General features: G+C 63.3%; 16 protein-coding genes and 1 pseudogene. 8 read left to right on the forward strand and 9 right to left on the reverse strand.

Annotation, left to right across the window (positions count from 1 at the left end; all coding sequences use genetic code 11):
* The first annotated feature begins 233 nt into the window (after window positions 1–233).
* Window positions 234–1,151: an EamA family transporter gene (locus EOB59_RS01640; RefSeq protein ID WP_128287496.1), complete on the forward strand. Its 918-nt coding sequence runs from the start codon at window positions 234–236 to the stop codon at window positions 1,149–1,151.
* Between the two features lie 175 nt (window positions 1,152–1,326).
* Window positions 1,327–2,037 carry a sulfate transporter family protein gene (locus EOB59_RS01650; RefSeq protein WP_128287498.1) on the forward strand — a complete coding sequence of 237 codons (711 nt, stop codon included), beginning with the start codon at window positions 1,327–1,329 and terminating at the stop codon, window positions 2,035–2,037.
* 9 nt (window positions 2,038–2,046) lie between these two features.
* Here EOB59_RS01650 and EOB59_RS01655 read toward each other — a convergent pair whose 3' ends face one another.
* From EOB59_RS01655 to EOB59_RS01680, 6 genes are all read right to left on the reverse strand, one after another.
* Window positions 2,047–3,045 (reverse strand): proline racemase family protein, encoded by a 999-nt coding sequence (locus EOB59_RS01655; protein WP_128287499.1) that lies wholly within the window; start codon window positions 3,043–3,045, stop codon window positions 2,047–2,049.
* A gap of 14 nt (window positions 3,046–3,059) precedes the next feature.
* A complete protein-coding gene (locus EOB59_RS01660) occupies window positions 3,060–3,863 on the reverse strand; it encodes an oxaloacetate decarboxylase (protein WP_128287500.1) in 804 nt (267 codons plus the stop codon).
* Between the two features lie 80 nt (window positions 3,864–3,943).
* Window positions 3,944–4,798: a hypothetical protein gene (locus EOB59_RS01665; RefSeq protein WP_127808109.1), complete on the reverse strand. Its 855-nt coding sequence runs from the start codon at window positions 4,796–4,798 to the stop codon at window positions 3,944–3,946.
* 72 nt (window positions 4,799–4,870) lie between these two features.
* Window positions 4,871–5,533, reverse strand: coding sequence for an HAD family phosphatase (locus tag EOB59_RS01670; RefSeq protein WP_127408497.1), 663 nt, complete (start codon window positions 5,531–5,533; stop codon window positions 4,871–4,873).
* Window positions 5,533–6,018 (reverse strand): dUTP diphosphatase, encoded by a 486-nt coding sequence (gene dut, locus EOB59_RS01675; RefSeq protein ID WP_127321744.1) that lies wholly within the window; start codon window positions 6,016–6,018, stop codon window positions 5,533–5,535. The genes EOB59_RS01670 and dut overlap by 1 nt, the downstream gene beginning before the upstream one ends.
* Before the next feature lie 385 nt (window positions 6,019–6,403).
* Complete coding sequence (locus EOB59_RS01680) at window positions 6,404–6,874, reverse strand: Lrp/AsnC family transcriptional regulator (RefSeq protein WP_127332244.1); 471 nt, start codon at window positions 6,872–6,874, stop codon at window positions 6,404–6,406.
* 115 nt (window positions 6,875–6,989) lie between these two features.
* Here EOB59_RS01680 and EOB59_RS01685 point away from each other — a divergent pair, with 115 nt between their 5' ends.
* The 3 genes from EOB59_RS01685 (at window position 6,990) to EOB59_RS01700 (ending at window position 9,757) form a co-directional block, all read left to right on the forward strand.
* Complete coding sequence (locus EOB59_RS01685) at window positions 6,990–7,238, forward strand: DUF6356 family protein (protein ID WP_128287501.1); 249 nt, start codon at window positions 6,990–6,992, stop codon at window positions 7,236–7,238.
* 15 nt (window positions 7,239–7,253) lie between these two features.
* Window positions 7,254–8,054: a class II glutamine amidotransferase gene (locus EOB59_RS01690; protein ID WP_127266625.1), complete on the forward strand. Its 801-nt coding sequence runs from the start codon at window positions 7,254–7,256 to the stop codon at window positions 8,052–8,054.
* 329 nt (window positions 8,055–8,383) lie between these two features.
* Window positions 8,384–9,757, forward strand: a complete 1,374-nt coding sequence (locus tag EOB59_RS01700) for an amidase (RefSeq protein WP_128287502.1) — start codon at window positions 8,384–8,386, stop codon at window positions 9,755–9,757.
* Here the strand turns inward: EOB59_RS01700 and EOB59_RS01705 are convergent.
* The gene (locus tag EOB59_RS01705; protein ID WP_127808106.1) at window positions 9,751–10,824 is read right to left on the reverse strand and encodes an FAD-binding oxidoreductase; all 1,074 of its coding nucleotides are present in this window, start codon (window positions 10,822–10,824) and stop codon (window positions 9,751–9,753) included. The genes EOB59_RS01700 and EOB59_RS01705 overlap by 7 nt on opposite strands.
* Window positions 10,825–11,060: 236 nt before the next feature.
* On the opposite strand from EOB59_RS01705, the gene EOB59_RS01710 reads away from it, so the two are divergent.
* Complete coding sequence (locus EOB59_RS01710; RefSeq protein WP_127808105.1) at window positions 11,061–12,653, forward strand: peptide chain release factor 3; 1,593 nt, start codon at window positions 11,061–11,063, stop codon at window positions 12,651–12,653.
* 76 nt (window positions 12,654–12,729) lie between these two features.
* Here EOB59_RS01710 and EOB59_RS01715 read toward each other — a convergent pair whose 3' ends face one another.
* A complete protein-coding gene (locus EOB59_RS01715; protein WP_127808104.1) occupies window positions 12,730–13,200 on the reverse strand; it encodes a VOC family protein in 471 nt (156 codons plus the stop codon).
* 250 nt (window positions 13,201–13,450) lie between these two features.
* Here EOB59_RS01715 and ilvD point away from each other — a divergent pair.
* Window positions 13,451–15,293 (forward strand): annotated as a pseudogene (gene ilvD / locus EOB59_RS01720) (dihydroxy-acid dehydratase).
* A 157-nt stretch (window positions 15,294–15,450) separates the two neighbouring features.
* Here the strand turns inward: ilvD and EOB59_RS01725 are convergent.
* Window positions 15,451–17,205 carry an ABC transporter ATP-binding protein gene (locus EOB59_RS01725; RefSeq protein WP_128287503.1) on the reverse strand — a complete coding sequence of 585 codons (1,755 nt, stop codon included), beginning with the start codon at window positions 17,203–17,205 and terminating at the stop codon, window positions 15,451–15,453.
* 169 nt (window positions 17,206–17,374) lie between these two features.
* Between EOB59_RS01725 and EOB59_RS01730 the strand changes: the two genes are divergently transcribed.
* Window positions 17,375–18,664 (forward strand): amidohydrolase family protein, encoded by a 1,290-nt coding sequence (locus EOB59_RS01730; RefSeq protein ID WP_128287504.1) that lies wholly within the window; start codon window positions 17,375–17,377, stop codon window positions 18,662–18,664.
* Window positions 18,665–18,695: the final 31 nt, after the last annotated feature.

An 18,695-nucleotide genomic window follows, 5' to 3' on the forward strand; every position in this document is an offset into this window, starting at 1 on the left:
ATAATCCGGCATCAAAATCTCCGCCAAAACCCGAGCCGGCTTCTTGCCACGCCGGTCCGGCGCGGGTCTAGCGATTTGAAACCGGTTTGCCTAGGGCGTGACACGCAACTTTGGCGGAACAGGCAAAAGGCGCATCAGCCGCGAGGCGCTATGACAATTCGACCGTGGCCGAAGCATTTCATCGCCGGACCGCCTACAAGCATGGCTCACCCGATCCCGTTTGAAGGCGAGCCATGCCGACAAAGAACGAGCCTGCAAAGAACGACATGACCACCGACCTTGCGCTGCTCGTCGTGCTGGCGGTGCTCTGGGGCGCCTCCTACACCTTCATCAAGATCGGCGTCGAAACCATCCCGCCGGTCACCTTCATTGCCGCCCGCACCCTGATTGCCGGTGGTATCTTGTTTGCCATCCTCCGCTGGCGCGGGCTCGCCATGCCGGGCGATGCGGCAAGCTGGCGCCGCTTCGCCTTCCAGGCCTGCCTCAACAGCGTCATCCCGTTCACCCTGATCGCCGCGGCGGAACGTTCGGTCGATGCCGGCCCCGCCACCATCCTGAACGCGACCTCGCCGATCTTCACCTTCCTCTTGACAGCGCTCATCACCCGCCACGAGCCGGTCACGGTGCGGAAGCTGATTGGCGTCGGCGCCGGCATTGCCGGCATCTGTCTCATCATAGGCACGCAGGCACTGGGTGGTCTCGGTCACGAGTTGTGGGCGCAGTTGGCCATCGTAGCGGCAACAATCTGCTATGCCGGGGCCGCCATTTTCGGCCGCGGCTTCAAGGGTCTCGATCCGATGCTGCCTGCCGCCGGTTCGATGCTGTGCGGCGCCGTCATCCTCGTGCCCCTCAGTCTGGTGTTCGACCAGCCGTGGACGCTGGCGCCTTCGGCCGCATCGATTCTGGCCCTGCTCGGCCTGTCGGTGTTTTCCACCGCATTGGCCTTCGTCATCTATTTCCGCCTCATCCACACGTTGGGTTCGGTCGGCACCACCTCGCAGGCCTATCTGCGGGTGCCGATCGGCGTCGGCATCGGCGCCCTTTTCCTCGGCGAAAGCCTAGGCTCGACGGCATGGCTGGGCATGGGGTTTGTCGTGGCTGGGGTCGCCGCCATGACCATTCCGGTTCGAAAGCCAGCATTTGCGCGGTAGAGCAATTCCAGGACAAGTGTGAAGCGGTTTTCCCGGGAAAAGCGCATAGCGCTCTCCCCTTGGGGACTGCGTTAAAGCAAAAGAACCGGCCTGCTTGCGCTCATGCCGTGCTCTGCTTATCTCGGAAGTATCCGCCTTTTCGACGGTGTCTGGTGTGACCTGGGGGTAAAGCACGGTGATTTTCGACGCTGCCCGCACTGCGGCCCTCGAGCTGCTCTCGCCTCCCTTTCGGGCCGTGTTCCTCAAGACATTGGGTCTGACGCTGCTGGCGCTTGTCGCCTTGTGGTTCGGCCTGACCAGCCTCGTCGAGTGGCTCGCCCTGCCGTGGCTGCAGACGCTGTTGCCCGGCATACCGTCCTGGGCCGGCTGGCTGGGTGGCATCATCGCCGCGATAGCGCTTGCCTTCGGCATGGCATTGCTCATCGCGCCGGTGACGGCTGTTGTCGCCGGCCTGTTCCTCGACGATATCGCCGAAGTGGTCGAGCGCACCGACTATCCCGGCGATCCGACCGGTCGCGCCATGCCGGCGCTGCGCTCGCTGGTGCTGTCGGCGCGATTCCTCGCCGTCGTCATTCTCGGCAACATCGTCGCCCTGCTGCTTCTGCTGGTGCCGGGCGTCAACATAGCCGCCTTCTTTATCGTCAACGGCTATCTGCTCGGGCGCGAGTTCTTCGAATTCGCTGCCATGCGCTTTCGCGGGGAAGAAGAGGCCAGGGCCTTACGCAGGCACTATGCCGGCACGGTGTTTCTCGCCGGGCTGCTCATCGCGGCTTTCCTCGCCGTGCCGTTGCTCAACCTGCTGACGCCGCTCTTCGCCGCCGCCGTGATGGTGCATCTGCACAAGGCGATCTCGGTGCGGGAAGTGGCTCGCTCCTCGCGCCGCTGAGCATTTTCTTCAGCGCAACAGGAATCCGCGTCCGAGCTCGTCGTCCGCTTCGACGATAAACTCCGTCCTGCCACTATAATAGGCGCGGCCGCCGACGCGGGCGATGATCGCCCCGTGCGGGCCAGCCTTCGCCGTCCGCACCACGGCTCCCGAAAAACGCGAGCCGGCAATGCTTTCGAACATACGCGTCTGCCCGATCGCGATCTCGCCCTTGGCATGCATGGCCGCCAGCCTTGCGGTGACGCCGGACCCGGTCGGCGAGCGGTCGACCTCCGCCTCGGCGAAGACGCAGATGTTCTTGGTCACCCCATCGGAAAAAGCATCGCGGCCATCGGTCAGGATGGTGCCGTAGAGGAAGGCAAGGTCGCCGTGGTCGGGATGCGACAGCGGAAATTCGGCCTTGAGCCTGTCCGTCAGCGCGGTTGCCGCATCGACGAAATCGCGCACCCGGCTTTTGCCGAATTCGAGCCCGAATTGGTGACAATCGGCCAGCGCGTAGAAAGCGCCGCCATAGGCGACGTCGAAGCCGATCGTGCCGTGGCCCGCCAGCTCTATCGTCTGCCCGCCGGCGAACAGGAACGCCGGCACGCTTTCGAACGACACCGCACCGGCCTTGCCGTCCCTGACCTCGACCGAGGCGACGACCAGCCCGCACGGCGCCTCGATATTGATTGTCGTGATTGGTTCCTGTTTCGCCACCAATCCTTCATCTACGGCGTAGCGGCCGAGCGCGACGATGGCGTGGCCGCACATCGTCGAATAGCCCTCATTGTGCATGAACAGCACGGCGAGGTCGGCGCCGGGCAGGTCGGGTTCGACCAGCAGGGCGCCATACATGTCGTAATGGCCGCGCGGCTCGAACATCAGGATCTTCCTGAGATGATCGAGATGGTCGCGCACATAGGCGCGCTTTTCCAGGATCGTGCCCTTGGGGACACTGGGATAGCCGCCGGTGACGATCCTGAGCGGCTCGCCGCCGGTATGCATATCGACGACGGTAAGCGTCATGCGATGGGCCCCGTTCAAGCTGAAGACTTGCCGAAGAGGGCTTGCAATTTGCCGAACGGCATGGCGGCGCGGGTGAAGCCGAAGGTGCCGTCCTGCTGGATCTCGCGCGCCGCCGTTTCCAGCATGCCATAGGCGAAATTGGTCAGCCACGGCCCGAGCGAGATGCGCTTGACGCCGGCCATGGCGAGGTCGGCGATGGTGAAGCCAGGCTTTGCCATGACATTGACCGGCTTGTTGACCGCCGAGCAGAGCGTGCGGATCATCTCGACGTCGCCGATGCCGGGCGCATAGAGCACGTCGGCGCCGGCCTTCTCGAAGGCCTGCAGCCGCTTGATGGTGTCGTCGAGGTCGGACTTGCCCCACAGGAAATTCTCCGCCCGCGCGGTGAAGACGAAATCGCGCTTCAGCGCCCGCGCCGCCTCCGCCGCCGCCGCAACGCGCTCGACGGCGTGCGCGAAATCATAGATCGGCTTGTCCGGATCGCCGGTGTGGTCCTCGATCGAGCATCCGGCAAGGCCGGCCGCTTCCGCCGCGAAGACGGTTTCGGCGGCCTGCTCGGCGCTGTCGCCCTTGCCTTTCTCGAGGTCGGCGGAGACAGGCAGGCTGGTCGCCGCCGTCACCTCGCGGCAATGGTGGATCATCTGGTCGAAGGTCACGGCGCCATCCGGCAGGCCGCGTGAAAAAGCAAAGCCGGCGCTGGTCGTCGCCAGCGCCGTGAAACCGAACGAGGCCAGCAGCTTCGTCGTGCCAATATCCCAGGGATTGGGCATGACGAAGGTCGAGGCATGCAGGTCGCGAAAGATCTTGCCCTTGTCCATGGTAGTTCCCCCATCATGTGCGGTGTGGCTAAGCGGATTTTATCCTGCCCGATTTGACCGGGCAAACGAATGCGGTTGGTTCAGAAGCGATTGGCGTTCTCTCCTGCCAATTTGTCCAGCGCGTCGGAATCCTTGGTGTAGCGCGATGTCTTCTTGTCCCAGTGATAGGTGACGGAAATCTCGTGGGACTCTGGTCTGGGCGGAGTGTCGTCACAGCTTTCGCCGTTCAGCACAGTAGAGTCGGTCACGGTCACCTTGATGGCGGCATAAGGCTGGCCGTCGCCTACGGTCTGCAAAGTCACGTCCTGCTTGCGGCTGTAGGCGCACAGGTTTTCGTCGAACGTATAGATCATGTCGATCGGTTCGAACTTGTCGTCGCGGATCATGATCAGCGGCGTGATCACATAGTTCTGGCTCGAATTGAAATGCGCGCTCATGGTGATGAGGACGTCATCGTTGGCGCTGACCGAAAGTCTGCCCGGCTCGTGGAAATAGGTGCCGCGGTCGAGCGCGACATTGACGGCGTCGAGCAGCTTTGGCTTGGCCGTGATGTCGTAGAGCGCCAGCACCGCATAGCCTTCGGCGCTGTCGGGAGAATCGCCAAGGTCGAACAGCATGGTCAGCCGATCCTTGCCGCCGGCCTTGATGGCGAGCACCGCGGCATTGGAAAAGCCCGAAGTCTCGGGCGGCGAACCGCCGCTGTCCGGTCCCTCGATATGACGCATCTCGATCGGCAACCCACCCCTATAGAAGCCGTCCTTGTCCGCAGCGAGATCCGGAATGACCATCCTCGCGAGGTCGAGATAGGTGACATCCGTGCGGCCGGGCAGAGCGCTGCCGAGCTCCGGAAAGCTGATGGCTTGCGCGCCGGCCGCGGTCCATAGAAACGGCGCCAGCATCAAGGCGAGGATGAGGCGGAGCAGGCTGGGGTTCATGCGTGGCCTCGAGTTGGCGGCGCCAAGCTAGCACGGACAATCGAGGCGTACAGCTGCAGGCTGAAGATCAGGTCAGTGGATCGGCACCAGCCCGGCCAGCTCGCGCATGTCGTCGAACAGGATGCCGCCGGCCTGGATCAGGCCGGCGCGGTCGGAATAGGGATCGGCATGGTAGGAAAACACCCGCATGCCGGCGGCGATCCCGGCCTGCGTGCCGGCGACGCTGTCCTCGATGACGATGCAGTCGGCAGGCGCGAAGCCCATGGTCTTGGCCGCATGCAGGAACAGGTCCGGGAACGGCTTGCCACGGCTGACCATGGTCGAGGAAAACATCGCGTGTTCGAACAGCGGCAGCAGCCCGGTCTGGCCAAGCGTGATGTGCATCTTCGACACCCGGGCCGAGGTGGCGACGCAATAGGCGATACCGGCTGAACGCACGGCTTCGACGAACTCGCGGACGTAGGGGATCGCTTCGACGCCGTGGGCAAACAGGTCCGGCAGGCCGGCGTTCCAGCGATCGACGAAACCGGCGCCGAGCCTGACGCTGGTCTCTTCTTCGATCTCTTTCTGCACCGACGCCATGCTGCGGCCGGAGAAATTCTTGCGGCAATATTCGAAGCTTGTCGGATAGCCGGCAGCGGTCAGCCATTCGGCGAGACGCCGATTGGCCAAATTCTCTGTATCGACCAGGATCCCGTCGCAGTCGAAGATGACAAGCTTAGGCAGTTCAGGCATCAGGCGGTGCCGGTCGATCCGAACCCGCCCGCGCCACGCGCCGTACCACCGGCCAGACTGCGCTCTTCCACGGTCGCCTGGGCCACCGCAGCGAAGATGATCTGGGCGATGCGCATGCCGCGCGTCACGGCAAAGTCTTCATCGCCGAGATTGATCAGCAGCACCTTCACCTCGCCGCGATAGTCGCTATCGATGGTGCCGGGCGTGTTGAGGACGGTCAGGCCGTGCTTGAAAGCAAGTCCGGAGCGGGGCCGCACCTGGCCCTCCATGCCTTCCGGAATTTCCAGGATCAGCCCGGTCGGCACCAGAGCGCGCTTTCCCGGAAGGATCAGCAGCGGCCGGTCGTCCGGCACAGCGGCGCGCAGATCCATGCCGGCGGCACCAGTGCTTTCATAGGCGGGAAGGGGAAGTCCTTCAGCATGCGGCAACCTGACGAAGCCGACGGTCGGACCGATGACGGAGGAAGTTTGAAGGGCTGCGCGCATAAAATCGATCCTATCGGCGCGAACGGCGATTCGGTCAACTCGACTGTAATTCTATCAACGGCTTTCTTTTGGGCGGCACTGTGACCTGGTTTCGGGCACAGGAGTTTTAATGGATTTGTTGCGCTGAAGGATTGCATGCTTGGTGATTGGCGAAAACGTCCATGCTTCGTCATCCACGGGCGAGCAAGGAGCGTAGCGACGCGGCGCAGACCCGAGGATCCATGCCGCGACTCCAACGGGTCACGACGGTGCAGAGTTCTGCGCCGTTGCACTCTTGGGTAGGTCACGGCATGGATACCAGGGTCTCCGCGACGCCGCTTCGCGGCTGCTCCGCCCTGGTATGACGAAGTTGGGGAGGCTTCGGCCAAACGCGAACGTAGCGCTACTAACGCAGTTCCATCGGAACGACGGTCGTCTCCTTGATCTCCTCCATCACGAAGGACGCGGACACATCCGACAGCGCCACCTTGGCGATCAGCCGCTGGTAGAGCCGATCATAGGCCTTCACGTCGGCGACGCGGGCGCGCAAGACATAATCGAGGTCGCCGGACATGCGGTAGACGCCGATGATCTCGGGAAAGCCGGTCACCGCCGCCCGGAACTTCTGCAGCCACTCCGGATCGTGGTTGGACGTGCGGATCAGGATGAAGACGGAAAGGCCAAGCCCGAGCTTTTCGGCATCGACCAGCGCCACCCTGCCGGTGATGACACCAGCCTCTTCCAGCCGCCTCACCCGGCGCCAGCAGGCATTGCGCGACAGCGCCACCCGTTCCGACAGCTGGTCGACCGACAGCGTGCCGTCGCGTTGCAGCTCAGTGAGCAATTTCCGGTCGATTTCGTCAATTTCCAGCGTCATGTGGGATGTTTGTCCCAAGGATCACCGAAATACAAGGACATTTTGAGACCGATGAACCGGCGAAGCGTGTCAGGATACTCATATCAGGAACTTGAAGCGCTGAAGGGGAACCAGCATGTCGGTCGCAAGGATTTTCACCTCTCATCCGGCCAAGGTCGGCGAAACCTATCTCAGTCATATGGCTTTTGCCGCCTGGTTTTCGTCGCGCCTGTTGATGGCGGCTTGTGCTGCGCTCGTTCATGCTTTCTTGCCATTTCTGTTTGAAACTACCGCCAGCCGAATCGTTCGCGAGCTTTACGAGCGGACGCACAACAGAGGCACACACGCGATCAAGGAGCCTGCGGCTCTTATGGATCGCGCCTAGAGGACGACAGAAGCGATGTGCCGGTGGGCGGCCTATCTCGGTGAAGCGGTCTTTCTCGAAGACATCCTCACGGCGCCCTGTCACTCGCTGATCGCCCAGAGCCATTGCGCCCAGGAAGCGAAATCGCCGACCAATGGCGACGGCTTCGGCCTTGCCTGGTATGGCGACCGCCCAGAGCCGGGTCTCTATCGCGATATCCTGCCGGCCTGGTCCGATCCCAATCTGAAAAGCCTGTGCCGGCAGATCAAATCCGGCCTGTTCCTCGCCCATGTACGGGCGTCCACCGGCGGCGCCACCAGCCGCATGAATTGCCATCCGTTCATCTCCGGCGCCTGGTCGTTCATGCACAACGGCCAGATCGGCGGCTTCGAGAAGATCCGCCGCGCGCTGGAGAATTCGCTGTCAGACGCCGTCTTCGACCAGCGCGAAGGCACCACCGATTCCGAACTCTTTTTCCTGCTGATGATCGACGAAGGGTTGGCCGGCGATCCGCAAGGCGCGGTGTCCCGCGCCACTAGCCGCGTGCTCGAAGCCTCGCGCCGCGCCGGCCTCGAACCAGCGCTGAAGCTCACCGCCGCCTTCTCGGATGGACAGGCGCTGCATGCGGTGCGCTATGCCACCGACGCCCACGCGCCGACGCTCTACACCTCCGTCTTGCGCAAGGGCGGCGGCCGCTGCATCGTGTCCGAGCCGTTCGACCGCGAGGGCGGCGACTGGCAAGCGATCCCGCCATCGAGTTTTGTCACGATGACGCGGGACGGCATCAGCATTCGCCCGTTTGCTCCAGCGGCGGCAAAGCTGGCGCTGGTCGGGTAAGTTTCTTCGCCGGATCGCAAATGCTGCAAAGTCGCGGGCCAGCGCCCCCTCTGTCCTGCCGGACATCTCCCCCTCAAGTGGGGAGATTGGCAGCTTCGCCGACCGCGCGTTCTTGCAACGTTGAAGATTGGCGAAAGCCGTGACGCTATCCAATCTCCCCACTTGAGGGGGAGATGGCCGGCAGGCCAGAGGGGGGCGCCGTAGAGTGCCGACATCGGCAGCACAACTTCGATCAAGCACTAGCGAATACCGAATGCTCAACTCCGCTTGAAATCGCGCCGCGTTCCGCCAATTGGTCAGGCACGCGCGGCCAAGCCGGAGCATTCCTCATGGACATCGTCTTCTCCTCAACCGTCGATCTCGCTGCAGCCATCGCCAAGCGCAAAATCTCCGCCGTGGAAGCACTCGACGCCTATCTGGCGCAAATCGATGCGCACAACCATGCGGTGAATGCCGTCATCTCGCTCGACAGGGAAGGCGCCCGCGAGCGTGCCAAGAAGGCGGACGCTGCCCAGGCGCGCGGCGCCGCACCCGGACCTCTGCATGGCGTGCCGTTCACGCTGAAAGACATGCACGAAACGTCAGGCATAAGGACCACGGTCGGCTTCCCGCCCTTTGCCGACTATGTCGCCAAGCAGGACAGCCCGGTCGTCATCAGACTGAAAGCGGCCGGCGGCGTGCTGATGGCCAAGACCAATGTCGCGGCCATGCTTTCGGACTGGCAATCGAACAACCCGCTGTTCGGCCGCACCAACAATCCATGGAATCTCCAGCGCACGGCGGGAGGCTCCAGCGGAGGCGCGGCAGCGGCAATTTGCTTGGGGATGACGCCGTTCGACGTGGGCACAGACATGCAGGATTCGATCCGGCTGCCGGCCGCCTTTTGCGGTGTTTATGGCTTGAAGCCGACGGAGCATCGTGTCTCGCTGGCCGGTGCCTTCCCCGATCCCGGCGGTGCCGCGCGCAGCGTGCGGCTGATGTCCTGCCTCGGGCCGTTGGCGCGCAGCGTGCAAGATTTGGCGCTGATTTATCAAATCATCGCCGGCCCGGATGGAAGCGACACCGATCTTGCTCCGGTGCCGGTCCAGGATATGCCGAAGCTCGACCCTAGGACATTGCGCATCGCCTTCGCGCCGTCCTTTCCCGGCTTTCCGGTGGCCGGCGACATCAGCGCCGCGGTCGAAAACCTCGCAAGGCAGCTGCAATCGGCCGGTGCCCTCGTTGAGGAGGCAAAACTGCCGAAACTCGATCTGCACCACGATCTGGTGCAGGGCGGCGCGCTGATCGGCATGATGCTGGAGGCCGCCCAGCCGGAGTCGCCGGAGAACCCGACACCGGTCTCGCATTGGTTCGAGGCACTCGCCCGCCGCGACAGGTCCATTCTCGCCTGGGACCGGTTTTTCGAAAACCATGACGCGCTGCTCTGCCCGGTCGCCATGACTTCCGCCTTCCCGCATTGCGAGCCGGGCACGCCGATCACGGTCGACGGCAAGGAGCAGAGCTACTGGATGCTGCCGGCCTATGGCGCCGTCTTCAACTACAGCGGCCATCCGGCGCTTTCCATCCCATGCGGACAGGGCAGCGAGGGCTTGCCGATCGGCTTGCAACTGGTCGGCAAACGCTGGTCGGAGTCACAGCTGCTCGGCATCGCCAGGGCAATCGAACCACTGACCGGCGGCTTTCGGCGTCCGCCCGCCTATTGAGCGAAACGCGACAATCCATAAGGGGCAAGTAAGGGGTCGCGCTCGCCGTCGAGGATTTCCCGAGCGGCGAACAGGCCGATGGCCGGCGCCAACGTGATGCCGGAATGCATGACGGCGACATAGACACCGTCCAAGCCCTCGGCGCGGCCAATGATCGGAAAGCCGTCGATCGGCGTCGGCCGGTAGCCGACCGTGTGGAAATCGAGTTCCAACCCATCGCTGTCGCGCAGCATGGCCTTCATGGCCGCAAACAGGGCGTGGGCGGTGGCTTCGGCATCCATGCCCGGATCGGCTCCGCCAAAATCCGAGCCGGCGATGATGCGGCCTTCCGCCGTCTGGCGCATGTGCAGCCGCTCGGCCAGCACCAGCCCGTTGAGCAGCTTTTCGTGCGGTCGCGAATGGACGATCAGGCCGGGCGGCGTTTCGATCGGCAGGTTGATCCCGGCGGTCGCGGCGATCTCCGGCGAGCCAACGCCGGCCGCGACCACCACCTCGTCCGATGCAATCAGGCCATGCGATGTGTCGACACCGGTGATCCTGCCGCCGGTCTGGACCAGGGCCGTCACCGTGCTGGAGATGGTCTTCGCGCCATGTCGCTTCGCGTCTGCCAATAGGGCACGGACGGCGGCCACGGGCTCTGCGACACCTTCTTCGGCAACATGCAGGGCAAAATCCGGAAGCTCGGTGAGATTAGGTTCGATGCGCGCTGCACCGGCGCGGTCGACTTGGCTGATGCCATAGCCCCAGGCGGAATGTTCCGTGGCGTAGGTTTCCATGTCGGCCGCCGGTAAGTCCCAGCACAGGCCGCCGCACCAGATAAGCGGCAGGTCGGGCAGGTCCTGCGCCAGCCGCGACCATTCGGCCATGGCGCGGGTGCGCAGCCGGAAATAGGGCTCCGGATTGCCCCAGCTGGCGTTGATCCAGGCGAACGAATTTGGCGTCGCCACCCCACCGGCAGCACTGTCGGCAATCACCGTCACTTGCGCACCCGCTCTGCTCAGATGCCAGGCGGTGGAGGCACCGATGATGCCGGCGCCGATGACGATTACTTGTTTCGCCGCAGTCATGCTTGCTCCTCTTCCTCGTCATCCGGAGGGATGTTCATCCAGTGCCATCCCGGCAGCCGCTTGCCAACATCGCGCAGCGTAAAATATGCGGCAATGCACTGGCCGGAGCCACAGCACGACTGAGCTGTATGCTCTGACGGTGAGGCGGCGATCAGCAGCGCCCGAGCCGCCGGACCGGTCGACAGGCCGGCACTGCGCTGCTAGAAGCCCGGCCTGTCACACGGAAATCCCAGAGAATGCCCGAAGCAATAGAAGAAGAAGTGGCACGCCGCCGCACCTTCGCGATCATCGCGCACCCGGACGCCGGCAAGACGACGCTCACCGAAAAGCTGCTGCTGTTCGGCGGCGCCATCCAGCTCGCCGGCGAGGTCAAGGCCAAGAAGGACAAGATCCAGACGCGGTCCGACTGGATGAAGATCGAGCGCGAACGCGGCATCTCGGTCGTCACCTCGGTGATGACCTTCGAGTATGAGGACAATGTCTTCAACCTGCTCGACACGCCCGGCCACGAGGATTTCGCCGACGACACCTACCGCACGCTGTCGGCGGTCGACTCGGCGGTCATGGTCATCGATGCCGCCAAGGGCATCGAGCCACGCACGCTGAAACTGTTCGAAGTCTGCCGCCTGCGCGACATCCCGATCATCACCTTCATCAACAAGATGGACCGCGAAAGCCGCGATCCGTTCGAGATTTTGGACGAGATCGAACAGAAGCTGGCGCTGGATACTGCCCCCGTCACCTGGCCGATCGGCCGCGGCAAGAATTTTGCCGGCACCTATCATCTGGCGCTGAATGCCGTGCGCAGGGGCGACGCGGAGAAGGAACGCACGCCGGTCAACGGCCCCGATTCCAACCGCGTCGCCGGGCTGCTGCCCGAAAACGAGCGCGAAGCCTTCATCGAGGAACTGGAACTCGCGCGAGAAGCGTGCAGACCCCTTGATATTGAGGCCTTCCGCGAGGGCCATCTGACGCCGGTCTATTTCGGTTCGGCGCTACGCAACTATGGCGTGCGCGACCTGATCGAGGCACTCGGCGCTTTTGGACCGCCGCCGCGCGCGCAGGAGGCCGACACCCGCAAGGTCGAGGCGACCGAAGAGAAGATGACGTCCTTCGTCTTCAAGATCCAGGCCAACATGGATCCCAATCACCGCGACCGCATCGCCTTCGTCCGTGTCTGTTCGGGCAAGCTCGAGCGCGGCATGAAGGCCAAGCTGGTGCGCACGGGAAAACCGATGTCGCTGTCGGCGCCGCAGTTCTTCTTTGCCCGGACCCGCGTTACCGCTGACGAGGCTTTTGCCGGTGACGTCGTCGGCATCCCCAACCATGGCACGCTGCGCATCGGCGACACGCTGACCGAAGGCGAGGAGATACTGTTCCGCGGCGTTCCGAATTTCGCCCCGGAAATCCTGCGTCGTGTGCGCCTCGGCGACGCGATGAAGGCGAAAAAACTCAAGGAAGCGCTGCACCAGATGGCAGAGGAGGGCGTCGTGCAGCTGTTTTCGCCGGAGGATGGCTCGCCGGCCATCGTCGGCGTCGTCGGCGCGCTGCAGCTCGACGTGCTGAAGGAACGGCTGAACTTCGAATACACGCTGCCGGTCGAATTCGAGATGTCGCGGTTTTCAGTCTGCCGCTGGATATCGGCCGACGACAAAGCCGAGACGCTTCGCTTCATCGAGGCGCATCGCGGTGACATCGCCCGCGACCTCGACAATGATCCGGTGTTCCTCGCCCAGCACGCTTTCTCGCTGAACTACGAAGCGGAACGCTGGAAGGCGATCAAGTTTGCCACGATCAAGGACTATCAGGTCCGCGACAAGGCGGCGTAGGCGCCAGTTTTCCCTTCTCCCCGTTCACGGGGAGAAGGTGCCCGAAGGGCGGATGAGGGGCAGCGCCAACCCTCGACTATCCTCTCGCCGCTTCCTCGATCCTGGCGATGTCGATCTTGCTCATCTGCATCATCGCCGACATCACGCGGCCGGCCTTGGCCCGGTCCGGATCCAGCAGCAGGCGCGGCAGCTGCTCCGGCACAACCTGCCAGGAGACGCCGAATTTATCCTTCAGCCAGCTGCATTGCGACGGTTGGCCGCCACCTTCGATGAGCTTGTCCCAGAAGTAATCCACCTCTTCCTGCGTCTTGCAGTCGATCGACTGCGACATCGCCTCGGTGTGCTTGAACTGCGGTCCACCATTGAGCGCCTGGAATTGCACCCCGTCGAGTTCGAACGTGGTCACCAGCACCTTGCCTTCATCGGCGTGGCCTTCGGGCCAGCGCATTACGCTCAGCACCTTCGAATTCTTGAAGATGGAGACGTAGAAATTCATGGCCTCTTCGGCCAGGCCGTCGAACCACAGGCAGGTGGTGATCTTTTGCATGTCGTGCTCCTCGGGTTGTTTTGGTTGCGTTACGGCGAAACGGCTGACTCCGAACGTGGTGCCATTTCCATGTCGTCTGCCTAAGGACGGGCATGCAGTGCGCCATCCGACAGTGCTACGCATTTTTTTGAGAGAATCTGGCGCATTGCAAAATTGTGGCCAGACCGGGCTTGCGCGTCTATAACGCCTGCGGTCCGAATTCAGCTCCGCCGCGCCATGCATGGCTGTGGCCAGCCACCAAGGAAAAAACATGCCTGCCTATCGCTCCCGCACCACCACCCATGGCCGCAACATGGCCGGCGCTCGCGGCCTCTGGCGCGCCACCGGCATGAAGGACAGCGATTTCGGCAAGCCGATCATCGCGGTGGTCAACTCCTTCACCCAGTTCGTGCCGGGCCATGTCCATCTGAAGGATCTCGGCCAGTTGGTCGCGCGCGAGATCGAGAAGGCCGGCGGCGTCGCCAAGGAATTCAACACCATCGCCGTCGACGACGGCATCGCCATGGGCCATGACGGCATGCTCTATTCGCTGCCGTCGCGCGAGCTGATCGCCGATTCCGTCGAATACATGGTCAACGCTCACTGTGCCGACGCCATGGTCTGCATCTCCAATTGCGACAAGATCACGCCCGGCATGCTGATGGCATCATTGCGCCTCAACATCCCTACCGTCTTCGTTTCCGGCGGTCCGATGGAAGCCGGCAAGGTGGTGCTCGCCGGCAAGACGCAGGCGCTCGACCTGGTCGATGCCATGGTGGCGGCCGCCGACGACAGGGTCTCCGACGAGGACGTCAAGGTCATCGAGCGCTCGGCCTGCCCGACCTGCGGCTCCTGCTCGGGCATGTTCACTGCCAATTCGATGAACTGCCTGACCGAGGCGCTTGGCCTGTCGCTGCCCGGCAACGGCTCGACATTGGCGACGCATGCCGACCGCAAACGGCTGTTCGTCGAGGCCGGCCACCTGATCGTCGATCTCGCCGCGCTATTACGAGCAGGACGACGAAACCGCGCTGCCACGCAACATCGCCTCCAAAGGTGCGTTCGAGAACGCCATGACGCTCGACATCGCCATGGGCGGCTCGACGAACACCGTGCTGCACATTCTCGCCGCCGCGCATGAGGGCGAAATCGATTTCGATCAGGACGACATCGACGCGCTGTCGCGCAAGGTGCCGGTGCTGTGCAAGGTTGCTCCGGCCAAGTCCGACGTGCACATGGAAGACGTGCACCGCGCCGGCGGCATCATGGCCATCCTCGGCCAGCTCGACAATGCCGGCCTGCTCAACCGCGACCTGCCGACGGTGCACACGCGAACGCTGGGCGAAGCGCTCGACCATTGGGATATTTCCCGCACGACCAGCCAGAGCGTGCGTGATTTCTTCCTCGCCGCCCCTGGCGGCGTGCCGACACAGGTCGCTTTCAGCCAGGACCGCCGCTGGGACGAACTCGATCTCGACCGCGAGAAAGGCGTCATCCGCTCGACCGAACATCCCTTTTCCAAAGATGGCGGCCTCGCCGTGCTGAAAGGCAATCTGGCTCTCGACGGCTGCATCGTGAAGACCGCCGGCGTCGATGAATCGATCCTGAAGTTCACCGGACCGGCCCGCGTCTTCGAAAGCCAGGATTCCAGCGTCAAGGCGATCCTGTCCAACGAGATCAAGGCCGGCGATGTGGTCGTCATCCGCTATGAAGGGCCGCGCGGCGGCCCAGGCATGCAGGAAATGCTTTATCCAACCAGCTATCTGAAGTCGAAAGGGCTCGGCAAGGCCTGCGCCCTGGTCACCGACGGCCGCTTCTCGGGAGGCACGTCGGGCCTGTCGATCGGCCATGCGTCGCCGGAAGCCGCCGAAGGCGGGCTGATCGGGCTGGTGCAGGAGGGCGATACGATCGAGATCGACATCCCGAACCGCAGCATCCGCCTGGCTGTCGATGAGGCGGAACTCGCTGCCCGCCGGGCGGCGATGGAGGCCAAGGGCGCCCTGGCCTGGAAGCCCGAGGAAAAGCGCAAGCGCAAGGTGACGACCGCCTTGCGAGCCTATGCCGCCATGGCGACCAGCGCGGCCAAGGGCGCGGTGAGGTTTGTGCCGGAATAAGGTTTGCGCCCAGGCCCCTCATCCGGCCGCTACGCGGCCACCTTCTCCCCGCTGGGGACAAGAGGCTGGCGCCGGCGCTGACGATCTCTTCTCCCCTCGGGGGGAAGGTGGCCCGAAGGGCCGGATGAGGGGGCTGGCTCCAACATCCGGAACACCATCACGGCATCAACTGATACTCATAAAGCTTCTGGTAGAGCCCACCCTGCTTGAGCAAGGTCTTGTGCGGGCCGCTTTCCACCACCTTGCCGGCTTCGAGCACCACGATCGTGTCTGCCTGGTGCACCGTCGACAGACGGTGCGCGATGACGATCGTCGTGCGGCCTTCCGTCAATTGCTGCAGCGCGTCGCGGAACAGCGCTTCCGATTCGGCATCAAGCGCGCTGGTCGCTTCGTCCAGCAGCAGGATCTCGGCATTGCGCAGCATGGCGCGTGCGATCGAGATCCGTTGGCGTTGGCCGCCCGATAGCAGGCCGCCATTCTCGCCGACATCCGTCTCGTAGCCTTTCGCCTGCGCGCTGATGAAGTCATGGGCGTTGGCCGCCTTGGCGGCGGCGATAACCTCTTCGTCGGTCGCACCCTCGCGCCCAAGCCGGATGTTGTGCATGATGGTGCCGGCAAACAGGAATGTATCCTGGCTGACATAGGCGATCTTTTCCCGCAGCGATGCGAGCGTCGCATGGGAAATATCCTGACCATCGAACAGCACCTTGCCGCTCTTCGGGTCGTACATGCGCATGATCAGGTTTAGAATCGTCGACTTGCCGCCGCCGGAAGGCCCGACCAGCGCCGTCATCTTGCCGGGCGCAAGCGTCAGATCGAACCTGTCCAGCACCGGCGGCCCGTTTTGATAAGCGAAGTCGACGGCGTCGAACCGGATCTCGCCCGGTCCGGCCAGAAGCGGCTTCGCGTCGGGCTTCTCGACCAGAGTCAGCGGCTGGTCGGCGAGCTCGAACATCATGCGCACGCCGACAATACCGCTTTCCAGCGATATGCGCACGCGGGCAAGGCGCTTTGCCGGCTCATAGGCAAACAGGAGCGCCCCGATGAAGGCCATGATGTTTCCCGGCATCTGGCCGCCCTGCAAGACCAGGAAGCCGCTGACGAAGATGGCCCCGGCAATTGCCAGCCCGGCCAGCGTCTCCATCACCGGGCTTGTCGCAGCCTCCAGCGTCGCGATGTTGTTGGCCCGGTTCTCGACGTCCGACACGGCCTTGTACATGCGGTTGCGCATTGCGCCTTCGAGGTTGAAGGATTTGACGACGCGGACGCCGATTGCCGTTTCCTGCATCACCTGCACGATCTGGCCGACCGAGCGAAACTCCATCGCGGCGAACTTGCGAACACGTTTGAGGATGCGGTTGACCCCGTAGATAGCCAAGGGGCCGACGACGAAGCAGATTATAGACAGGGCTGGCTGCTGCCAGACCATGACCCCTACCAGGACAACCAGCGACAACAGGTCGCGCACATAGGACGTGACAACGAGGTCGAGCACGTTGCGCGCCGCCTGCGCATTGTTGGTCATGCGTGTGATCAGGTCGGACGACGAGGTCGAATGGTAGAATTCGATGCCTTGCGCCAGGATGCGGTCGTAGATCTTGCGCTGGCGGTCGGCGATGATGGCGTTGCCGACCCGGCTCATGAAATAGGCCTGGATGAAGTTGGCGAGACCCTTGAGAATGAAGATCGTGGCGACCCCCGCCGCAATCAGGTTGACGCGGTCAATCCGCTTGAAGACCACGAATTCGTCGGTGATCTCTTTGAGAATCCAGGCGCTGGCGCCGGTCGTGGCGGCCACCACAAGCATCGACAACATCGCGGCGCCGTAGCCAAACCTGTGCTGATAAAAGGATTCCCGGATCAACCTCGCAACGAGGCGCTGGTTTTCCGTCGAGCGGAAGAAACGAAACAAACGGCGGATCCTTGAAACCGGGACAACGAAGGCGGCTTATAGAGGGAGTTGCGGCCGGATGGAACCATCCGCGCCCGCCGCGGACAAACCGCTGTTGCAAGCGGCATCGACGGGATGCGATTTTCAGCCTCGGCACTATCAGATGATTCTTTTGACGGGGTGACGACAGATGGCTTTCGACCTTATCGTTCGCGGCGGCACACTGCCTGATGGCAGGGTTGCCGACATAGGCATCAGCAGTGAGACGATCGCGGCGATCGAGCCCACTCTGCAGGGTTCTGCGCGGACCGAGGTCGACGCCCGCGGCAATCTGGTCTCGCCACCCTTCGTCGATCCGCATTTCCACATGGACGCGACGCTCTCCTACGGCATTCCGCGCATCAACGCGTCGGGTACACTGCTCGAAGGCATTTCGCTATGGGGCGAGTTGAAGCCGCTTTTGACGCATGAGGCGGTGCGTGATCGCGCATTGGCCTATTGCGACTGGGCGGTGTCGATGGGCCTGCTCGCAATCCGCACCCATGTCGATGTCTGCGATGACAGGCTGCTGGCGGTCGAGGCGCTGCTCGAGGTCAAGAAGACGGTCGCTCCCTATATCGACCTGCAACTGGTCGCTTTCCCGCAGGACGGGTTTTATCGCGCCCCGTCGGCGCGTGAAAACACCATTCGCGCGCTCGACATGGGCGTCGACATTGTCGGCGGCATCCCGCATTTCGAGCGCACTATGGCCGACGGCACGCGCTCGGTAACGGAGCTGTGCGAGATCGCGGCCAGGCGCGGCCTGATGGTCGACCTGCATTGCGACGAGACCGATGATCCGCTGTCGCGTCACATCGAACAGCTTGCGTATGAGACGCAGCGCCTTGGTCTGCAGGGCAAGGTCGCCGGTTCGCACCTCACCTCGATGCATTCGATGGACAATTACTATGTCTCGAAGCTGCTGCCGCTGATCGCCGAGGCCGGCGTCTCGGTCATTCCCAATCCGCTGATCAACATCATGCTGCAGGGCCGCCACGACACCTTCCCGAAGCGCCGGGGCCTGACTCGGGTCAAGGAAATGCTGGCGCTCGGCATTCGCGTCGGCTGGGGCCAGGATTGCGTGCTCGATCCCTGGTATTCGCTGGGCACCGCCGACATGCTCGATGTCGCCTTCATGGGCCTGCACGTCGCTCAGATGTCGAGCCCGGCCGAGATGGCGCGCTGCTTCGATATGGTCACCAACGTCAATGCCGCGATCATGGGCCTCGATCATCTCGGCCTGGCGGTCGGCAAGCGCGCCAGCCTTGTCGTCCTCGATGCCGGCAATTCGGTCGAAGCCCTGCGCTTGCGCGCCGAGCGCCTGTGCGTCATCGCCAGGGGCAAGGTGGTGGCGGAGCGGACGAAGCAGGAAACCAGGCTGTCCATCGACGGAAGGCCGGTACTTGTGAACCGACGGCACCATTCGCATCAGGACCAATAGGACACCGCATCTGCATCAAGGGTCTGAGCTT

Source organism: Mesorhizobium sp. M7A.F.Ca.MR.176.00.0.0 (assembly GCF_004023165.1).
GTDB lineage: Bacteria > Pseudomonadota > Alphaproteobacteria > Rhizobiales > Rhizobiaceae > Mesorhizobium.